General features: G+C 64.4%; 16 protein-coding genes and 1 pseudogene. 13 read left to right on the top strand and 4 right to left on the bottom strand.

From position 1 onward, the window contains the following. Positions 1-106: 106 nt before the first annotated feature. The 7 genes and pseudogenes from AC0L20_RS02485 to AC0L20_RS02455 all read left to right on the top strand — a co-directional run bounded on the left by AC0L20_RS02485 (position 107) and on the right by AC0L20_RS02455 (position 5,329). Complete coding sequence (locus AC0L20_RS02485) at positions 107-1,078, top strand: helix-turn-helix transcriptional regulator (protein ID WP_473287283.1); 972 nt, start codon at positions 107-109, stop codon at positions 1,076-1,078. Between the two features lie 82 nt (positions 1,079-1,160). After that, positions 1,161-1,409 carry a DUF6894 family protein gene (locus tag AC0L20_RS02480; protein ID WP_247286603.1) on the top strand — a complete coding sequence of 83 codons (249 nt, stop codon included), beginning with the start codon at positions 1,161-1,163 and terminating at the stop codon, positions 1,407-1,409. Between the two features lie 166 nt (positions 1,410-1,575). Further along, positions 1,576-2,694 carry a helix-turn-helix transcriptional regulator gene (locus AC0L20_RS02475; protein ID WP_473287282.1) on the top strand — a complete coding sequence of 373 codons (1,119 nt, stop codon included), beginning with the start codon at positions 1,576-1,578 and terminating at the stop codon, positions 2,692-2,694. A gap of 112 nt (positions 2,695-2,806) precedes the next feature. Next, positions 2,807-3,926: pseudogene (locus tag AC0L20_RS02470) on the top strand (helix-turn-helix transcriptional regulator). Positions 3,927-4,156: 230 nt separating this feature from the next. After that, on the top strand, positions 4,157-4,414 hold the full coding sequence (locus tag AC0L20_RS02465) for a hypothetical protein (protein ID WP_473287281.1): 258 nt from the start codon (positions 4,157-4,159) through the stop codon (positions 4,412-4,414). Further along, entirely contained in the window at positions 4,407-4,586 is a 180-nt protein-coding gene (locus AC0L20_RS02460) for a hypothetical protein (RefSeq protein ID WP_473287280.1), read from the top strand. Before AC0L20_RS02465 ends, AC0L20_RS02460 begins: the two co-directional genes overlap by 8 nt. Positions 4,587-4,600: 14 nt before the next feature. Next, on the top strand, positions 4,601-5,329 hold the full coding sequence (locus tag AC0L20_RS02455) for a sulfite exporter TauE/SafE family protein (RefSeq protein ID WP_007592375.1): 729 nt from the start codon (positions 4,601-4,603) through the stop codon (positions 5,327-5,329). Here the strand turns inward: AC0L20_RS02455 and AC0L20_RS02450 are convergent. Both AC0L20_RS02450 and AC0L20_RS02445 read right to left on the bottom strand, forming a co-directional pair. Beyond that, positions 5,326-8,514 (bottom strand): efflux RND transporter permease subunit, encoded by a 3,189-nt coding sequence (locus AC0L20_RS02450; protein ID WP_473287279.1) that lies wholly within the window; start codon positions 8,512-8,514, stop codon positions 5,326-5,328. The genes AC0L20_RS02455 and AC0L20_RS02450 overlap by 4 nt on opposite strands. 148 nt (positions 8,515-8,662) lie before the next feature. Next, positions 8,663-9,904 (bottom strand): efflux RND transporter periplasmic adaptor subunit, encoded by a 1,242-nt coding sequence (locus AC0L20_RS02445; RefSeq protein WP_473287278.1) that lies wholly within the window; start codon positions 9,902-9,904, stop codon positions 8,663-8,665. Between the two features lie 201 nt (positions 9,905-10,105). Between AC0L20_RS02445 and AC0L20_RS02440 the strand changes: the two genes are divergently transcribed. After that, positions 10,106-10,711, top strand: coding sequence for a TetR/AcrR family transcriptional regulator (locus tag AC0L20_RS02440; RefSeq protein WP_473287277.1), 606 nt, complete (start codon positions 10,106-10,108; stop codon positions 10,709-10,711). Between the two features lie 22 nt (positions 10,712-10,733). Here the strand turns inward: AC0L20_RS02440 and AC0L20_RS02435 are convergent, their stop codons facing one another. After that, positions 10,734-12,248, bottom strand: coding sequence for an amidase (locus AC0L20_RS02435; protein ID WP_473287276.1), 1,515 nt, complete (start codon positions 12,246-12,248; stop codon positions 10,734-10,736). 250 nt (positions 12,249-12,498) lie between these two features. Here AC0L20_RS02435 and rnz point away from each other — a divergent pair, with 250 nt between their 5' ends. Next, on the top strand, positions 12,499-13,401 hold the full coding sequence (rnz, locus tag AC0L20_RS02430) for a ribonuclease Z (protein WP_473287275.1): 903 nt from the start codon (positions 12,499-12,501) through the stop codon (positions 13,399-13,401). 9 nt (positions 13,402-13,410) lie between these two features. On the opposite strand, the gene AC0L20_RS02425 is transcribed toward rnz, so the two are convergent. After that, entirely contained in the window at positions 13,411-14,244 is an 834-nt protein-coding gene (locus AC0L20_RS02425) for an IclR family transcriptional regulator (RefSeq protein WP_473287274.1), read from the bottom strand. A gap of 121 nt (positions 14,245-14,365) precedes the next feature. Between AC0L20_RS02425 and AC0L20_RS02420 the strand changes: the two genes are divergently transcribed. The 4 genes from AC0L20_RS02420 to pdxA are packed head-to-tail and all read left to right on the top strand — an operon-like array spanning position 14,366 to position 18,887. Beyond that, on the top strand, positions 14,366-15,280 hold the full coding sequence (locus AC0L20_RS02420; RefSeq protein WP_473287273.1) for a dihydrodipicolinate synthase family protein: 915 nt from the start codon (positions 14,366-14,368) through the stop codon (positions 15,278-15,280). 24 nt (positions 15,281-15,304) lie between these two features. Further along, positions 15,305-16,750, top strand: coding sequence for an FAD-binding oxidoreductase (locus AC0L20_RS02415; RefSeq protein WP_473287272.1), 1,446 nt, complete (start codon positions 15,305-15,307; stop codon positions 16,748-16,750). Beyond that, entirely contained in the window at positions 16,747-17,853 is a 1,107-nt protein-coding gene (locus tag AC0L20_RS02410) for a four-carbon acid sugar kinase family protein (RefSeq protein ID WP_473287271.1), read from the top strand. Before AC0L20_RS02415 ends, AC0L20_RS02410 begins: the two co-directional genes overlap by 4 nt. Further along, on the top strand, positions 17,850-18,887 hold the full coding sequence (pdxA, locus tag AC0L20_RS02405; protein ID WP_473287270.1) for a 4-hydroxythreonine-4-phosphate dehydrogenase PdxA: 1,038 nt from the start codon (positions 17,850-17,852) through the stop codon (positions 18,885-18,887). Before AC0L20_RS02410 ends, pdxA begins: the two co-directional genes overlap by 4 nt. The last annotated feature ends 3 nt before the right edge of the window (positions 18,888-18,890 follow it).

Genomic DNA, 18,890 nt, shown 5'->3' with positions numbered 1-18,890 from the left:
AGTGAAGAGCAGCAAGCGCCGCGAAGCGATGCCACGACGGCGTCAAACGCGAGTGTGAGGAAACGACAGCGCACGGCCGGACCTGCTCGTCGGTTGGAGGATTGCAGTGAGCCAATTTGATTTTTCCGTTATCAATGTTTCAACGAACGAAATTCCCGAAAACGAGCGTATCCCGCTGCTTCGCGATTTCTACTGCCGCGGGGTATTGAAGGCGGAGGTCGAGGTGAGGGAAGGAAAGCCGTTCGCGGCGAGCTTCACCTCCCACGTCTTGCCGGAAGCCCAATTGCTGATGGGAGGATTGTGCGGAGCGCGGGTCATGCGCACCAAGCACCTGGTTGCCGACGGCGATGACAGTCTGGCCCTGATCGTGAATCGATCTGGCGTGCTTGGGATATCCGAGCGGGGACACGATCTGAGCCTTCGGGCGGGAGAAGCCGTCCTGACCAGCGCGGAGGACGTCACGACGTTCGAGCGATTGTCCCTGGGTAGCTGTTTCTCGCTCCGTGTGCCGAGACGCGTGCTGGCGCCGATGATCGTGGATGTCGATGACGCCGTGATGCGGGTGATGCCGGAGAGCTCTACGGGACTTCGATTGCTGGTCGATTACGCGGTGACACTGGTGCGGGAGAATGCGTTCGCGATGCCAAATTTGCGCAAGCTCGGGGTCGGGCATCTGCACGATCTTCTGGCAATCGTCCTCGGTGCCACCAACGAGCCGCGGGAGCTGGCCGGGCGGCGCGGCGTCAAGGCGGCACGGCTGCAGAAGGCCAAAGTCTCCATCGCCAACAATTGCTGGCGGCAGGATCTCTCCGTTGCCACGGTCGCCCAGGAGCTCGGCGTCACGCCGCGTTATCTCCAGCGCCTGTTCGAGGCCGACGGCAAGACGTTCTCGTCCTTCCTGATCGAACAACGCGTCAAGCGTGCGCATCGCATGTTGCGCGAACCCGGATACGCCGAGCGGACGGTCAGCTCGATCGCCTACGATGTCGGTTTCGGCGATCTCTCCTATTTCAACCGCTGCTTCCGGCGGACTTATGGCGCCACGCCCAGTGACGTCAGGAGCCGCGAGATGTCGTGACCGCGCGCGATTGAATGTCAGGTCAAATGCCGATTGGAGACGGCACGGGCGTGCGCCGCCCGCAGTTGGAGTGTTGTGTTGCATGCGCCGTTTTTTCTTTGATCTTATGCTCGGCAATATCGTGAAGATCGATCCGGGTGGCATGGTGTTCGAATGCCCCGAAGCGACATTCGTGGTGGCCAACGAGATGGCAAGCCACCTGTTCGTCTGGCGCGACGATTTGCGCGGCCGCGATGCCTGCATCCGGGTCAGAGACACCGACGGGCGCGAGATCTATCGCGCCGCGGTCTGGTCGGAGAATGTGGAGAAGGTCGGCTGGGACGAGACGTGAGCATCCCGGTGCGGTATCGCAACCCCGCATCGGTAGCGCCCGAAACGGATATCCGTTCGTTCCGGCCGGGCTCGCTCCGCCGGGCCAGCCTCATCCGATCGGAGGATGCCGCATGCTGAGGTTGTGGTATGCTTGGTGATATTGATCACTCAGGCCATTTATAGCCATGCATGGACCACGGAAACTGCCCGACCTGGTCGAGGCCATCTACGATGCCGGACTCGATCCCTCGCTGTGGAATAACGTCGTCACCGGCATCCGCGACTTCGTCGGCGGCCAGGCCTGCGGGCTGTTTTCCAAGGACTCGATCAGCAAATTCGGCGTCACGCACTATTATTGCGGGGCGGACCCGCACTACATCCGGCTCTATTCCGAGACGCATTCGAAGTTCGATCCGCTGACGGTCCTGCCGCCGCATGGCCAGATCGTCAGCATCCCGGATCTCGTCAATTTCGATGAATATCGGCGGGGACGCTTTTACCAGGAATGGATGCGGCCGCAGGGTTGCAGCGATGCGGCCAACGTCGTGCTCGAGAATTCGAATGCGAACTGCCCCGTGATGATGACGGTGCTGTCGGGCCGCCGGATGGTGGATCCGGTGATGAAGCACCGCCTCTCGCTGGTCGTCCCGCACGCCAGCCGCGCGTTGCTGATCAACCGCGCCATGACCTCGCAATTGACGCTGGCGACGGCGCTGGCGGAGGTCCTGGACAATCTTGCATGCGGCATCTTCCTGCTCGATGGCTTCTGCCGGGTGGTGCACGCGAATTCCGCGGGGCACGACATGCTTGCGGCCGACGATCTGGTTCGGTCCGTTGCGGGGCAATTGGTGACCAGCAGTGCGGAGGCCAATCAAACGCTGCGGGAAGCGTTCGCGACCCGCAATGAAATTACCCTGCTTACCACAAAGGGGCATGCGTTTTCGCTGCTTTCGCCTTCGGGCGAGCGCTACGTCGCGCACATCCTGCCGCTGTCGTCCGTCCTGCGGGACCGCAGCGAGCGGGTGGTCGATGCCGTCGGTGCGCTGCTGCTGCGCAAGGTATCGCTCGGCGGACAGTCCTACGGCGAATTGATCGCGCGGACATTCGACCTTACGCCGGCCGAGCTGCGCGTGTTCCTGTCAATCGTCGAGGTTGGCGGCGTCCCGGAGACGGCGGTCGCGCTCGGTATCGCAGAAACGACGGCGAAGACGCATCTGCATCGCGTGTTCGCCAAGACGGGCGTTTCGCGTCAGGCCGATCTCGTCAAGCTTGCGGCAGGATTCTCCAATCCGCTCGTCAACTAGACCGTCGATTTTGCCTTCACGATTGAACCTTTCGCTCCCGCGAAAGACTCACGGAAGCCGCCAGGCATGAAGAACATGTCGCCATCTCCATGTGTCAATATTGGCTCTTCCGATGCCCCGACCTCCAAAGCCGTCCGAGTTGATCGAGACTATCTATGACGCGGGTCTCCACCCAGAGTTGTGGAGCGAGGTCGTTGTCAAACTCAATGCCTTCATCGGCAGCCAGGCCTGTGGTCTGATTTCGAAGGACCCGGTCAGCAAATCGGGCGCGACGCATTATTACTGTGGAGTCGATCCGCACTACATTCAGCTCTATGCGGAGACCTACTCCCGGTACGACCCGCTCGCTCGGCTTCCGCGCTACGGCGAGGTGCGCAACATCCCCGATCTCGTGGATTTCGACGAATATCGCCGCGGCCGCTTCTACCAGGAATGGCTGCGCCCCCAGGGCTGCGTCGACGTCGCCAACGTGGTGCTGGAGCAGTCGAAGTCGCCCTGTCCGATGCTGATGACGGTGATCCCGGGCAGGGGGATGCTCGACGCCGAGCAACGGGCGCGGATGCAGTTCCTGGTTCCGCATGCGAGCCGGGCGTTGCTGATCAACCGGGCGATCGACCGGAAGCAGCAGCGCGCGATCGCGCTCGCCGACGTCGTGGACCAGTTGAATGCGGGCGTCATCCTGCTCGATTCGACCTGTCATATCGTCCACAGCAATCCGGCCGCGGAGACAATCCTGGCCGTCGATGATGTCCTGCGGTCTGTCTCGGGCCGGTTGGTGGCAAGCTCCTCCACTGTAAATTCGGGCGTTGCGCGATATTTTCCGCGACACAAGCGAAGTTGCGTTGGCGGCATCTTCGGGTCGGAAAATTCCGCTGATATCGCGTGACGGTTCCTACTACGTCGCGCAAATCATCGCGCTGCCATCATTGCTGCGAGAGGGTAGGGCCGAGCGCAGTTCGGCCGTAGGAGCCTTGTTCATCTGGAAAGCGGAACTCGACGGCCGCTCGAGTGCCGGTCTCATTGATCGCACCTTCGAACTCACGCCTGCGGAACTGAGGGTCTTGCAGTCGATCGTCGATGTCGGCGGCGTGCCGGAGACCGCGGTTGCGCTCGGCATCGCGGAGACGACGGTGAAGACGCATCTGCATCGGGTGTTCGCCAAGACCGGCGTTTCTCGTCAAGCCGATCTCGTCAAGCTCGCAGCTGGATTCTCCAATCCGCTCGTGCACTGAGACGCGTTCAAAAACGCAGGCGAGTCGCTGCAGCTCGCAATAGGTTCAATCAGAAGCATCATTAGAAAGTTATCGCGCGTCGTTCGATCGAATGACGCGATTTTCCGCGCTCTATTCTACTGAACATCACACGGTCTGTTGTTCGACGTATCGGGCATTTGTGTGAAGCAATTCACTGCAGGCGGAAGTGGATCCCGTCAACCTCTCGAACAGGTTGAGAGGAGATTGTCATGCGAACGGCGTCACCGGTTTTTGCAGGCAGGTTCCGCGATATCGTCGCCCGCATAGGCGCGGTGCTCCGCGCGCAGCGGGAAATCGACGCGCAGCGCGTGTTGCATCGCTATCGCCATCTGCTGGAGCAGCCGCACGAAACATTGCGTTTGAATGAAATCATTCCGGTCAGCAACGAAGAGGATATTGCAGAAAATGCCAACGGATCTGATGGGTGCGAGTGCGCCGCCGGACACCCCAAATTCGAACGTGCGTAACGTCAACGTCGTCGCGATCGCGCTGACCGCGGCGCTCGTCACGCTCCAACTGGTCGGCCTCGCGATGGTGGAGCGATCTCACGCTTACGCGATGCATCCGTCGGCTCCACTCGAGCCGGCCGCTTGCACGGAGAGCGCCGAGGTTCCTGTCTCGCAAATTCCCCACGATTGACCGGAGGGCGGATTGTGCCTGATGTCACGACTCTGATGCTGCTCAGCGTTGCCGTGTTCGCCGGTGCCTTCGTCTCGGGGCTCTCGGGATTTGCCTTCTCGGCGGTGGCGGGCGCCATCCTGCTCCGGGTGTTTCAGCCGCTCGAAGCCGTGCCGCTGATGATGGCGTGCAGCATCGGCGTGCAGGCCACCAATCTGTGGGCGCTTCGACGCAATATCCGCTGGGAAGGCAGCCTGCTGCTGATCGTCGGTGGCTTGATCGGAGTTCCCATCGCGGTATCGCTGCTCCAGAGCACCGATACGCATCTGCTCCGGCGCGGCTTCGGCATCATCGTTGCACTCTATGCGGCCTACATGTTGCTGCGGCCGACGTTGGTGACGGCCGGCGAGGCGGTCGGGCGGCATTGGGTTGCCTTGATCGGGTTCGGGGGAGGGCTGGTCGGCGGGCTGACCGCGATGCCCGGCGCGATCCCGACGATCTGGTGCGACATGCGCGGCATGCCCAAGAGCGAGCAGCGCGGCCTGGTGCAGCCGTTCATCGCCGCGATGCAGCTGTTCGCGATCGCGCTGCTGGTCGGACATCAGGATCTGTCGTCAAAAGTCTTCGTCGATCTCGCGGTCAGCCTGCCGGCGCTCTTCGCAGGCTCCGCGCTTGGCGTGATCGCCTTCCACAGGGTCAACGAGACGGTCTTTCGCAAGACCGTGCTCGTTTTGTTGTTGCTGTCGGGGATTTCCCTGATCTAGTGCCCGACGGGTTGCACCGGCGCCGCGCTGGTGTCGCTGCCGTGATGCGTCAGCGGCTTCATGCCGGTGACGGTCCGCAGCAGCACATAGAACACCGGCGTCAGGAACAGGCCGAATACGGTGACGCCAATCATGCCGGAGAACACGGCGACGCCCATGGCGCGCCGCATCTCCGAGCCTGCGCCGGTGGACAACACCAGCGGCAGCACGCCCATGATGAACGCCATCGACGTCATCAGGATCGGGCGCAACCGCAGTCGGCTCGCCTCGATCGCTGCCCGGATCGGCGTGCGGCCTGCGAACTCGAGCTCGCGCGCGAATTCGACGATCAGGATCGCGTTCTTGGCCGAGAGTCCCACCAGCACGATCAAGCCGATCTGGGTGAAGACGTTGTTGTCGCCCTTGGAGATCCAGACCCCGAACATCCCAGCCAGCAGGCCCATCGGCACGATCATGAGGATCGAGAGCGGCAAGGTCAGGCTTTCATAGAGTGCGGCCAGCACCAGGAACACCAGCAGGATCGCCAGCGGGAACACCCAGAGGCCGGAATTTCCGGCGATGAACTCCTGATAGGTCAGGTCGGTCCATTCAAAGGCGAAGCCGGGCGGCAATGTCTCCGCCGCGATCCGCGTCGCGACCTCCTGTGCCTGGCCGGAGGAAAAGCCGGGCGCAGCCGCCGCGTTGATGTCGGAGGACAGAAAGCCGTTGTAGCGGATCGCGCGCTCGGGGCCGGCGCTCTGGCGGATCGTGAGCAACGCCGACAGCGGCACCATGTCGCCGGAGGACGAGCGCACCTTCAACTGCCTGATGTCGTCGGCACGCGCGCGGAAGGGCGCGTCGGCCTGCACGTAGACGGAATAGGTGCGGCCAAACTTGTTGAAGTCGTTGACGTAGTAGGAACCGAGATAGATCTGGAGGGTGTTGAACACCTCCGTCACGGGGACCCCGAGCTGCAGCGCCTTGGTGCGGTCAATGTCGGCAAAGAGCTGGGGCACGTTGACCTGGAAGCTCGAGAACACGCCGGCGATCTCCGGTGCTTTCTGCATCGCCGCCATGAACGCATTCGTCGCCTGGTTCAGCGCCTCATAGCCGAGGCCGGCGCGATCCTCGATCTGCAGCTTGAATCCGCCGATGGTGCCGAGACCGTTGACCGGCGGCGGCGGGAACATGGCGATAAAGGCTTCCTGAATCCCGGAGTATTTCTTGTTGAGGTCGGCCGCGATTGCATTGCCGCTCAGCGCGGGGCTCTTGCGCTCGTCGAACGGCTTCAGCGTCGAGAACACAATGCCGGCGTTGGAGGAGTTGGTGAAGCCCGAGATCGACAGGCCCGGGAATGCAACCGAGCTCTCGACACCGGGCTGGGTCAGCGCGATGTCGCTCATCTTGCGGATGACGTCTTCGGTGCGGTCCAGCGTTGCGCCATCAGGCAGTCGTGAGAACCCGACCAGATACTGCTTGTCCTGACCCGGCACGAAGCCGCTCGGGACCTGCTGGAACAGGAGGGCGGTGAGGCCGACCAGGACCACATAGAGGCCCATGACGGCCGCCTTGCCCGAGATCACCTTGGTGACGGTGCCGCTGTAATTCTCCGACGAACGTGTGAACACCTTGTTGAAGCCGCGGAAGAACCAGCCGAGGCCCTTTTCCATGATGATCGTCAGCCGGTCCTTCGGCTCGTTGTGTCCCTTGAGCAGCAGGGCCGACAGCGCCGGCGACAGCGTCAGCGAGTTGATGGCCGAGATCACCGTCGAGATCGCGATCGTCAGCGCGAACTGCTTGTAGAATTGCCCGGTGAGGCCGGAGATGAAGGCGAGCGGCACGAACACGGCGATCAGAACCATGGCGATCGCGATGATCGGCCCCGACACCTCGCGCATCGCCTGGTAGGTCGCATCGCGCGGCGACAGCCCGCCCTCGATGTTGCGCTCGACGTTCTCGACCACGACGATGGCGTCGTCGACCACGATGCCGATCGCAAGCACCAGGCCGAACAGGCTGAGCGCGTTGATGGAGAAGCCGAAGACGTGCATCACCGCGAAGGTGCCGACGATCGACACGGGCACCGCCAGCAGCGGAATGATCGAGGCGCGCCAGGTCTGGAGGAACAGGATCACCACCAGCACCACCAGCGCGATCGCCTCCAGCAGCGTGTGGATCACGGCCTCGATCGACGAGCGGACGAATTGGGTCGGGTCGTAGACGATCTGGTAGGACACGCCTTCCGGCATGTTCTTCTTGATTTCGGCCATGGTGGCGCGAACGTGGTCGGAAATCTCGAGCGCATTGGAGCCGGGCGCCTGGAAGATCGGGATCGCAACCGCCTGCTTGTTGTCGAGCAGCGAACGCAGGCCGTATTGCGAGGCGCCGAGCTCGATGCGTGCGACGTCGCGCAGCCGCACCACCTCGCCACGCGTGCCGGTCTTGACCACGATGTCGCCGAACTGCTCCTCGTTCGCCAGCCGTCCCTCGGCGTTGACGGACAGTTGCAGGTCGATGCCCTTGACGTTCGGAGAGGAGCCGACCACGCCGGCGGCGGCTTCGACGTTCTGCGCCTGGATCGACTTGACGATATCGCTCGCCGTGAGGCCGTGCTCGGCTGCCTTCTGCGGATCGACCCACACCCGCATCGAATAGTCGCCGGCGCCATAGAGTTGAACGTCGCCGACGCCGTCGATCCGCGCCAGCCGGTCCTTGACGTTGAGCACGGCGTAGTTGCGCAAATACGTCATGTCGTAGCGATTGTTCGGCGACAGCAGATGCACGACCATGGTGAGGTCGGGCGAGGACTTCTTGGTGATGATGCCGAGCTGCCGCACCACAGCGGGCAGGCGCGGCTCGGCCTGCTGCACGCGGTTCTGCACCAGCTGCGTCGCCTTGTCAGGATCGGTGCCGAGCCGGAACGTCACCGTCAGAGTCATCGCGCCGTCGGTGGTCGCCTGGCTCGACATGTAGAGCATGTTCTCGACGCCGTTGATCTGCTCCTCGATCGGCGTCGCCACCGTTTCCGCGATCACCTTCGGATTGGCGCCGGGATAGGTCGCGCGCACCACCACCGAGGGCGGCACGACGTCGGGATATTCCGAGATCGGCATCGCGAACAGCGAGATCAGGCCCGCGAGAAAGATCAGGACCGACAGCACGCCGGCGAAAATCGGACGATCGATGAAGAATTTCGAGAGATTCATGGCCTTGCCCCTGCGCGAGAGACGACTCTCCCGTCATTCCGGGGCGCAGACAAAGCCGCGAACCCGGAATCCAGAAGTATGTCTAGGTAGTTCAACGATTTCGACATTCCGGTTCGCGCTGCCCGCGCGCTCCGGCATGGCGGAGACGCTAACGCTGCACGACGTCCTGATTGCTGTGGTTGGATGCCTGCTGCGGCCCGCGCGCGCCCATTGCCGCGATCTCCGTCTTGAGCAGGGCACCCGGGCGCACGCGCTGGAGGCCGTTGACGATGATGCGGTCGCCGGTCTTCAGCCCCGCCGTCACGATACGCAACCCGTCCACCGAGCCACCGAGCGTGATCGACCGGTAGACCGCGCGGCTATCGTCGCCGACCGCCATCACGAACTTCTTGTCCTGATCGGTGCCGATCGCGCGCTCGTCGATCATGACCAGCGATTGCTGCTTGGGTTGGCCCATGCGCACGCGGGCGAACTGACCGGGGATGAGACGCCCGTCCTCGTTGTCGAACACCGCGCGGACACGGATGGTGCCGCTCTGGCCGTTGACCTGGTTGTCGATGAGCTGGATGTGCCCCTTCGCCGAGAGACCGCCGGAGGTCGCCATCGCGACCGGGATCTGATCGAGATTGCCGCGCTTGCCGGAGTCCTCGGAAATCGAGTTCAACGCCCGCACCACCAGCTCTTCATCCGCATCGAACGACGCATAGATCGGATTGACCGAGACCAGCGAGGTCAGCACCGGAGAGGCGGTGCCGGCGGCGACGAGATTGCCGACGGTGATTTCGATCTTGCCGACGCGGCCGTCCACGGGCGCACGTACCTCGGTGTAATCGAGATTGAGTTTTGCGGTCTGGAGCGTCGCCTCGGCCGCCTTCACGTTGGCGATGGCCTCGCGGTTGGCGTTGTCGCGCTGGTCGTAGTCGCGCCGCGTGACTACCGCGTTGCCGACCAGTTGCGCGCCGCGCTCGAGCTCATTCTGCGTGAACACGACGCGCGCTTTCGCGGCTTCGAGCTGGGCCGCGGCCTTGTCGACCTCGGCCGCGTAGGGCGCTGGGTCGATCTTGAACAGGACGTCGCCTGCCTTCACCAGCGCACCTTCGGTGAAGTTGGTCGACAGGATCGCACCGGCCACGCGCGGGCGAAGCTCGACGCGTTGGATGGCCTCGAGCCGGCCGGAGAAATCGTCCCACAGCACCGTCTGCTTTGGTTCGATCAGAGCGACAGTGACGGGGACGGCTTGCTCGGCCGCGGCGGTCGCGGTCGCCTGCGCGGCACGAAAGTAATGGCCGGTCGCGATCGAGCCGGCTGCGACGAGAGCGCCCACGATGGCGACGCCGCCGAGAAGGCGGCGGACACGGCCAGGGCGAGAGGTATTTTGGGAGGGGGGCATTTGCGCGCTCCAGATATGTAGTGTTGACTACAGATGTGGAGCTGGATACCGCAGCGCAAGATACTTATGTACCGTCCGCTAAGAAAATTGTAGCCGCTTACCGCAAGAGTTGGCAAGTGGAAGAGAAAATAAAGCGAGAACAAAGAGATAGGATCAGGCGTTAGGTTGAGAGACGACGCCGATTTCGAGGAGAACAGGCACATGGGCATGGGACGCCCCCGCGAATTCGACGCCGAAACGGCGTTGGACCAGGCGATGGAAGTGTTTTGGCGCCATGGCTACGAGGGTGCCACGATCGCTCAGTTGACCGAGGCCATGGGGATCAATCCGCCCAGCCTCTATGCCTGTTTCGGCAACAAGGAAGGGCTGCTGAAGGCCGCACTCGACCGCTATACCAAACTGCGCAACGTCTGGATGGACGAGGTGGTGGCGGCACCCACCGCCCGCGAGGTCGCCGAGCGGATGCTGATGGGCATCGCCGACAAGCAAACCGATCCGGCCAACCCGCCCGGCTGCCTGCTCGTGCAGGGCGGTATTGCGTGCGGCACCGGATCAGAGAGCGTCCCCTTCGAGCTCGCCGCCCGTCGCGCCCAGAACGAGGACCAGCTTCGCGACCGTTTCATCCACGCCAAGACCGAAGGCGATCTCAAGCCGGGCTCGGATCCCGCAGCACTTGCGCGCTATGTCTCGGCCGTCGCGGTCGGCATGGGCGTGATGGCGTCCTCAGGCTCCGATCGCGAAGCGTTGCAGCAGGTCGCGAGCGTCGCCGTGCAGGCGGTCGAGGCGCAGTCGACTGAAAGAACCTGACGACCGTTGCCGCCTTCCTCTCTCAACTCACCGATTGCGTGGCAGCCAACGACGGCGGCGGAACGAAGCCGCCGAACGCGCGTTCGATCAATCCGGCGAGCGCAATCGTGGTGCGATCCTCGAGATAAGGCCCGATGATCTGGACGCCGATCGGCAGGCCCGACGGCGTGCGCTCGATCGGAACGGCGGTCGCAGGCAGTCCGCAGGTCGAAGCGGGGTCTGCCCAGATGAAGCATGCATCGGCATAGTTGTAGAGCTGTCCGTCGATATCGAGTTGCCGCGCGTCGAACGGCTCGGACTGGTCCTGTGGAAACGCCGGCACGGCCGCGGCCGGATAGATCACTGCGTCGAAATCTCGGAACAGCTCCTGCCACCGTTGTTGCAGCCGCAAGCGCGCCGCATCGGTCGCCAGCCATTCGCGATGGACCATCGCCCAGCCGCGCGCGCGCTCGGCCTGCAGGCTGCGGTCGTCGGGCGAAAGTGCCGCGGCAACTCCTTGCGCCTCTGCGAGGGCGGCCGGTGTCAGGCGTGGACTTCGCGCCGCGTTGAGCAGCTTCATGTAGAGCCGCGCGGATTCGGCGAGGTCGGGCAGCGACGCACTCGATCGCGAAACCCGCGCGCCTGATCGTTCGAGCCGTTCCGCCAACCGCCCGATGGCGGAACGCACGGCATCGCCTGTCGGCATCAACGGATGCGTATCGATCACGAGAATCCTGAAATCCCTGAGCTGGTCGTGGCGCGGGGCCGGCAACGCAAGACGATAGCCGATCCCCTCGCGCGTCTCGTCGGGGCCGGCGATCACGTCGAGGGCGAGCGCGAGGTCCGAGGCGGTGCGCGTCATCGGCCCGACGACGGCGAGATCACCCTGGCCAGGCACAGGCGGCGCCGGCGGCAGGCTGTATCCGCGCAGCGGGACCAGGCCGAGGCTCGGCTTGTGTCCGAACACACCGCAGAAATGCGCGGGCACCCGGATCGAGCCGCCGATATCCGAGCCGATCGAGAGCGGTCCGAACCCTGCGGCCAGCGCCGCGCCGGATCCGCCTGAGGAGCCGCCGGGCGATCGGCCGAGATCCCATGGATTGTTCGTCGTCCCGTAGATCTCATTGTAGCTCTGGAAATCTCTGAGACCGATCGGGATGTTGGTCTTGCCGATGATGACAGCGCCCGCTGCCTTCAACCGCGAGACGACAAGGGCGTCCTCCGCCGGCTGGAAATCCCTGGAATGCGGAAAGCCCCATGTCGTCGGCAGGCGGGCGACGTTGAACGGTTCTTTCAATGTCACGGGGATGCCAAGCAATGGCAGCCGCTCGCCGCGGCCAAGTGCGGCATCGGCGGCGCGTGCGGCGTCTCTTGCGCCATCGAAATCGCGAACGACGACGGCATTGATCCGCCCGTCCAGCGCCTCGATGCGCGCGATCGTATGCTCGATCAACTCCGACGCGGAAACCTTGCGCGCGTGCAGGGCGCTCAGCATTGTGCTGATCGAACCGTAGTCCCAGTCGCTGGCGGTCAGTCCGGGCGGCATCACGATCTCCATTGTCTCGCCTCGCCGCGTCGATGTCTCGGCTGCAAACCTATCCGAGCATCGAGCATGCAATTTGGCAGATGTAATGAGGAGGCCGCGCAACGGGAACCAGATCTGTCCGCCGGTCGGGGGCCGAAGGCGGCGTCCGACCGCCAGATCGCGGGATACGCACTTCTTGCCGCGGTCTATGCGCGATCGATGGGCTCTGTACGCGCTGCTGCTCGCGTGGCATTGGGGGTGGTGAAGCCTGGATACTGACAGCATGTTCGCCCTGACATTCCTTGGGACCTCGGCAAGCGTTCCGTCGACGGAGCGCAACCATCCGGCTCTCCTCGTGGAGGCAGCGGGCAAGCGCGTCCTCATCGATTGCGGCGAGGGTACGCAGCGTCAGTTGCTGCGCAGCGGTGCGGGGTTTCGGCGGCTTGACCGCATTCTGCTGACGCATGCCCATCTCGATCACGTGCTCGGCATTCCAGGTCTCTTCTCGACGCTGGGGTTGCGCCAGCAATCGGACGTGATGACCGTCCATGGAGGGCAGGGGACACTCGACATCGTCATCCGCATGCTTGCCGGCCTGTGGGGCGCGGGCAGGGCGCCGATCCCTGCGGAGTTCGCGCCGCTGATTGAAGGACAGGTTATCGACGCCGGTGACTTCACCATCGACTGCTTTCCGGTCCGCCACCGGGACACCGACAGCTTTGGTTTTTCCTTCCGGAGCCCCGCACGTCGCCATCTGGAGCGGGAGCGCCTCGCCGAGCTCGGTGTTCCCGATGGGCCCATGCGCGGAGAACTGGCCGCGGGACGACCGGTCGTGATCGCCGGCCGCACGATTGATCCGGAAGACGTTCTGGGGCCGCCGAGCGGCGGCAGGAAGCTCGTGGTAATCGGCGACACCGAAACCACCGACGGGCTATCCAAACATGTCGTCGATGCCGATCTACTGGTGGTCGAGGCGACCTTCCTCGATCGCGACGCTGCGACCGCACGGGACTATGGCCACCTCACCGCCCGCGAGGCGGCTTCATTTGCCGCCGCGAACAACGTCGGGCAACTCGTGCTGAATCACATGTCGGGGCGTTATCGGGACGAAGAAATTCTGGCCGAAGCGATAGGGGTTTTTCCAAACACGCGGATCGCCGCCGACTTCGATCACATCGTGATTTGAACGCCGCCCTCAGCTCGTCAATCCCGACTTGATCGCGAGGTCCTGCACCTCTCGCGTCGCCTGCATCAGCCTTGGCAGTGCCTGGTCGCGGAAGGTCTGCATGTCCATGCGCATCGCATCGACCGTGACGCTCAATCCCCCGATCACGAGACCCCGGGCATCGAAGATCGGCGTTGCCAGCGTGCGCAGGCCATAGGCGTTCTCGCCGTCGGAGACGGCATGGCCCTTCTTCTTCACCTGATCGAGCCGGGCGAGCAGGGCATCGAGATCGGTCAGCGTTCGCTCCGACAACTTGACGCGAGGGCGCGCTTCTAGTCGCTCGATCTGCTCGTGCCGCGCCAGATGCGCCAGCATGGCATGGCCGAGCGCGGCGCTGTAGGCGGGAATGCGCGTGCCCGGCCGGCGATCCATCTTGTGGCGGTCGAGGCCCGCGCCGATGCGCGCGAGATAGATCACGTCGCCGCCGTCGAGGATCCCGAGCGAGGCCGCATCGCCGACATCAGGCACGAGATCGCGCAGCAGCGGCTCGACGATCGGCCGCAACGATCCGTGCGACAGCACGGTGTAGCCAAGGTCGAGACAGGCAACCCCGAGGCGGAACCGGCGGCTTTGCGGAACCGCCTGGACATAGCCGAGCTCGACCAGGGTCTGGATCAGCCGGAATGCCGTCCCGCGATCGAGATCGGCGCGTGCGGCAATCTCACTCAGGGTCAACTCGAAGGCCTCGCTGGTGAAGCCCTTGAGCACAGCGAAGGCCTTGCCGACGGAAGCGACATAATTCTTGGGATTCTTCGGGGTGGTTTCCGGTGCGCGCTTCGTGGCCTTCTTTTCGATCTTGGCCATGCTCTAATGTCTCGCCATGACATGTCGCCCTTGACGTGGCGCCAAGCTGATTTTACGACAGGTCAAGCCAATAACAAATGTTCGCATTCCGAACAATATTGATTTGACGATCGGAGGAAGTTTGTCGACATCATCGCTGCACCCTCATGGCGTGTTCTCCGCCGCGCTGACGCCGCTCGACGCCGAGCTCGCCCCCGATCATGCGCGCTTCATCGCGCATTGCCGCCATCTTCTGGACGAGGGCTGCGATGGCATCGCGTTGCTGGGCACGACAGGCGAGGCGAACTCCTTCTCGGCAGCCGAGCGCATGGCACTGCTCGAGGCGGTGGTCGCCGCCGGCAACGCACCGCAGCGGCTGCTGCCGGGCACCGGCGTTGCCGCGCTCAGCGAGACCATTGCCCTGACGCGCCACGCGCTTTCGGTCGGCGTCGATACCGTCGTGATGTTGCCGCCGTTCTACTACAAGGGCGTCACCGATGACGGCATCTTCGCCTCCTACAGCGAAGTCGTGCAGCGCATCGGCGATGCCAGGCTCAAGGTCGTGCTCTATCACATCCCGCAGATGTCGGCGCAGCCGATCTCGCATGCCCTGATTGAGCGGCTGCGCGCGGCTTATCCGTCCACCTTCACCGGCATCAAGGATTCCTCCGGCGACTTCGCCAACATGACCGCGATGGTCGAGCGCTTCCCGGGCTTTTCGGTCCTGGTCGGGGCCGATCCGCTGCTGTTGCCGCTGCTGCGCAAGGGCGGCGCCGGCTGCATCACCGCCACTTCCAATCTCGTCGCGCGCGATCTCGCCTATGTCTACAAGCATTTTCGCGATAGCGACGACGACGCGGCACTCAAGACTGCGCAGGCGCGCATCGTGAAGGCGCGCGAATTGGTCTCGCGTTTCCCGCAGATGGCCTCCCTGAAGGCGCTGGTGGCCGAGCGCACCGGCCATGCCGGATGGCAGCGCCTGCGGCCGCCGCTGGAATCCTTGCCGTCGGAGCAGGTCAAACAGCTGCTCGCGAACGCGACGGCAATCGCTGCCTAGCGCGGCGCGCGACGAGGCGATCCGATGTCCGACCCTTTCCGTGATGCGTTGACCGGGCTTGCCGCCATCGTCGGCGACAAGAACGTCATTGCGTCCGGGCCCGACCAGGAGCCGTACGTCGTGGACTGGCGCGGGCGTTATCACGGTCGCGCGGCCGCCGTGGTGAAGCCCGGCTCGACCGCGGAGGTCGCCTCCGTCGTCGAGTACTGTGCGGCAAGGCAGCTCGCGATCGTACCGCAAGGTGGCAACACCGGGATGTGCGGCGCCGCGACCCCGGATGATCGTGCGGGCAATGTCGTGATCCGGCTCGACCGGATGCGGGCCGTGCGCGACGTCAGCCCGCTTGCCAACACCATCACGGTCGAGGCCGGATGCATTCTCGCCGAGGTGCAGAACGCGGCCCGGGACGTCGATCGCTATTTTCCCCTGAGCCTGGGTGCCGAGGGCTCCTGCCAGATCGGCGGCAACATCTCGACCAATGCCGGCGGCACGGCCGTGCTGCGCTACGGGCCGACGCGCGATCTCGTGCTCGGGCTGGAGGTCGTGCTGCCCGACGGGAGAATTTTCAACGGCCTGCGTGCGCTTCGCAAGGACAACACAGGTTACGCGCTCAAGCAGCTTTTCATCGGCGCAGAGGGGACGCTCGGCATTGTCACCGCTACCGTGCTGAAATTGTTCTCGCCACCGCGCAGCTCGGCGCTGGCGCTGCTCAAATTGCAGGGCGTCGAGCAGGCGCTGGAGATCATGCAACGCCTGCGCGGTGCGGTCGGCGACCGGCTCGGCAGTCTCGAGATCATGTCGCGATCACAGATCGAGGCGATCGCTGAGACCGTGCCGCATGTCACGATCCCGTTCGAGCTGACGACGCCGTGGTATCTGATCGTCGAGCTGACCGACACGCTCGCGGGCGTCGACCTTGATGAGCCGCTCGGCACGGTGCTCGTGGAGGCGATGGAGGCGGGGCTCGCCGAAGACGTCATCCTGGCGTCCAACCTGGCGCAGGCGAAGGCGATCTGGGCCGTCAGGCACAGCGTGTCCGAAGGCAACAAGCGCAGCGGTTATGTCGTGTCGCACGACAGCGTGGTGCCGTTGGAGCGTCAGGCCGCCTTCGTCACCAATGTCGAGGCCCGGATCAACGCCGCCGTGCCGCATGCGCGCGTCGTGATGCACGGCCATATCGGCGACGGCAACATCCACGTGATCGCCCTGATCGACCGCGCGCATGGCCGGAATCCGGATGCGATGGCCGCGCTGGTGGCTGAGATCAACGAGATCGTGGACGACGAGACCGTGGCGCAGGGCGGGGCGATCAGTGCCGAGCATGGCATCGGGATCACCAATCGCAGCCGGCTTGCCCGCGTCACCGATCCCCTCGAGATCGAGCTGATGCGCGATATCAAGCAATTGCTCGATCCCAAGGGCCTGATGAACCCGGGTAAGATCTTCAATGCCGGAGGCGCGCGACGATGACGAGCGTCCGCCTGCTTGCCGATGATCTCACCGGTGCGCTCGACACCGCGGCGGAGTTTGTCGGCCTGTGCGGACCGTTCAACGTCACCTGGCCGGAAGCGTCTGCGTCGCAGGATTCCGGAAGCCTCGCAATCGACAGCGGCAGCCGCGAGCGGTCGAAGGCCGAGAGCACCGAGATCGTCGGACGGCTGGCGCCGCGGCTTCAGGGTGGGACGATCGCCTACAAGAAGGTCGACAGCCTGCTGCGTGGCTCATGGGCCGCTGAGCTCGGGGCCTGCCTGCGCAGCGGCCATTGGGCGTCATGCGTTGTCGCACCCGCCTTCGACTATCAGGGGCGCCGCACCGTGGGTGGACAGCAATTTGCGCGTACGGTGCAGGGCGACTGGCATCGTGTCGGAGAGAATCTCCTGACCCAGTTGCAGGTGGAGGGCATCGAAGCGCGGCAGGGCCGGGCCGATACGCTCTCGCAGGGCGGCGTTCAGGTCTTCGATGCCGAGAGCGATATCGAGCTCGATCGTGTGGTCGAGATGGGACGGCGCATGCCGGGGCCCGTGCTCTGGTGCGGCAGCGGAGGGCTGGCCGGCGCGCTCGCCCGCAGTCATCGCGCCGATGCGCCGGACCAGTTGAAGCTGCCGGTGCTGGGGCTGTTCGGCTCCGACCAGGTTGCCACCGCCTCCCAACTTGCAGCATGCGGTGAGGCAACCATCACGCTTGCGGGAGCCGAGGGCACGCCGCGCGTCCAGCGCAAACTGGCCGCCGACGGCGTTGCGCTGGTCAGGTTCTCCCTCGCCGACGGTCTGACCCGCGCCGAGGCAGCGCGACGGATCGCGCGCGAGATGACGGCGCTGATCGCGGCACTTGAACCGCCGGGTACGCTGATCGTTGCCGGCGGAGAGACTTTGAAAGCCGCATGCGTTGCCCTCGGCGCGCATGCGTTGCAGGTGACAGGACGTATCGTGCCGGGATTGCCGCGTTCGATCTTGCAGGGCGGCCGCTGGGCCGGCGTCGATGTGATCTCGAAATCCGGCGCGTTCGGCCCCAGCGAGCTGTGGCGCGATCTGCTTCGGACCAATCATTTGCTCAACATGGAGAGTCCGACATGACCTCTCGCCATCTTGCCATCACCATGGGCGATCCGGCCGGAATCGGGCCGGAGATCATCGTCAAGGCCTGCGTCGGCCTGAAGGACCGGATCGCGACGGGCGATCTGCGTCTGTTGATCATCGGCAGCGGCGCGGCGCTCGATGGTGCGAAAGCCACGCTCGGTGCGGGCATTGCGATCCCGGAGGTTACGCCCGACGATCGCGAGTGGCCAAACCTGTGCTTCCTCCAGGCCGACGCCGAAGGCAACCCGATCAAGCCCGGCGTGCTCTCGGCCGATGGCGGCCGTTTTGCCTACAAGGCGATCGAGCAGGGCGTCCGCCTGACGCAGGCGGGACGGACCGCGGCCATCGTCACGGCACCGCTCAACAAGGAAGCGCTCAACAAGGCTGGCTATCATTTCCCCGGTCATACCGAGATGCTGGCGCATCTCACCGGTGTGCGCGGCTCGGTGATGCTGCTCGCCCATGGCAACATGCGCGTCAGCCATGTCTCGACCCACGTGGCGCTCGAGGACGTGCCGAAGCGTCTGACGCCGGAGCGCCTGCGCATGGTCATCGACCTCACCAACGATGCGCTGCTCAGGCTCGGCATCGCCAAGCCGAAGATCGCCATCGCCGCGCTCAATCCGCACGCCGGCGAGGGCGGCCTGTTCGGCCGGCAGGACATCGACGTGTCCGCGCCGACGATTGCGAGGGCGGTCGCCGACGGCCTTGATGTCGTCGGTCCCGTGCCCGGCGACACCGTCTTCGTCAAGCTGCGGGCTGGCCAGTACGATGCCGTGGTGGCGATGTATCACGACCAGGGGCACATCCCCGTCAAGCTGCTCGGCTTCCAGATCGATCCTGCGACCGGGCGCTGGCAGGAGCTCTCCGGCGTCAACATCACGCTGGGCCTGCCGATCATCCGCACCTCCGTCGATCATGGCACCGCCTTTGATATCGCCGGCAAGGGCATCGCCAACGAGCACAGCCTGATCGAGGCCATCGACTATGCCGAACGGCTGGCCGTGGGCGCCTCCGCATCCAAATCATGAGAT

The sequence above is a fragment of the Bradyrhizobium sp. Kon58 genome (assembly GCF_055807455.1).
Note: the sequence above shows the minus strand (reverse complement) of the source record. Positions and strands in the feature narration are given on the sequence as shown.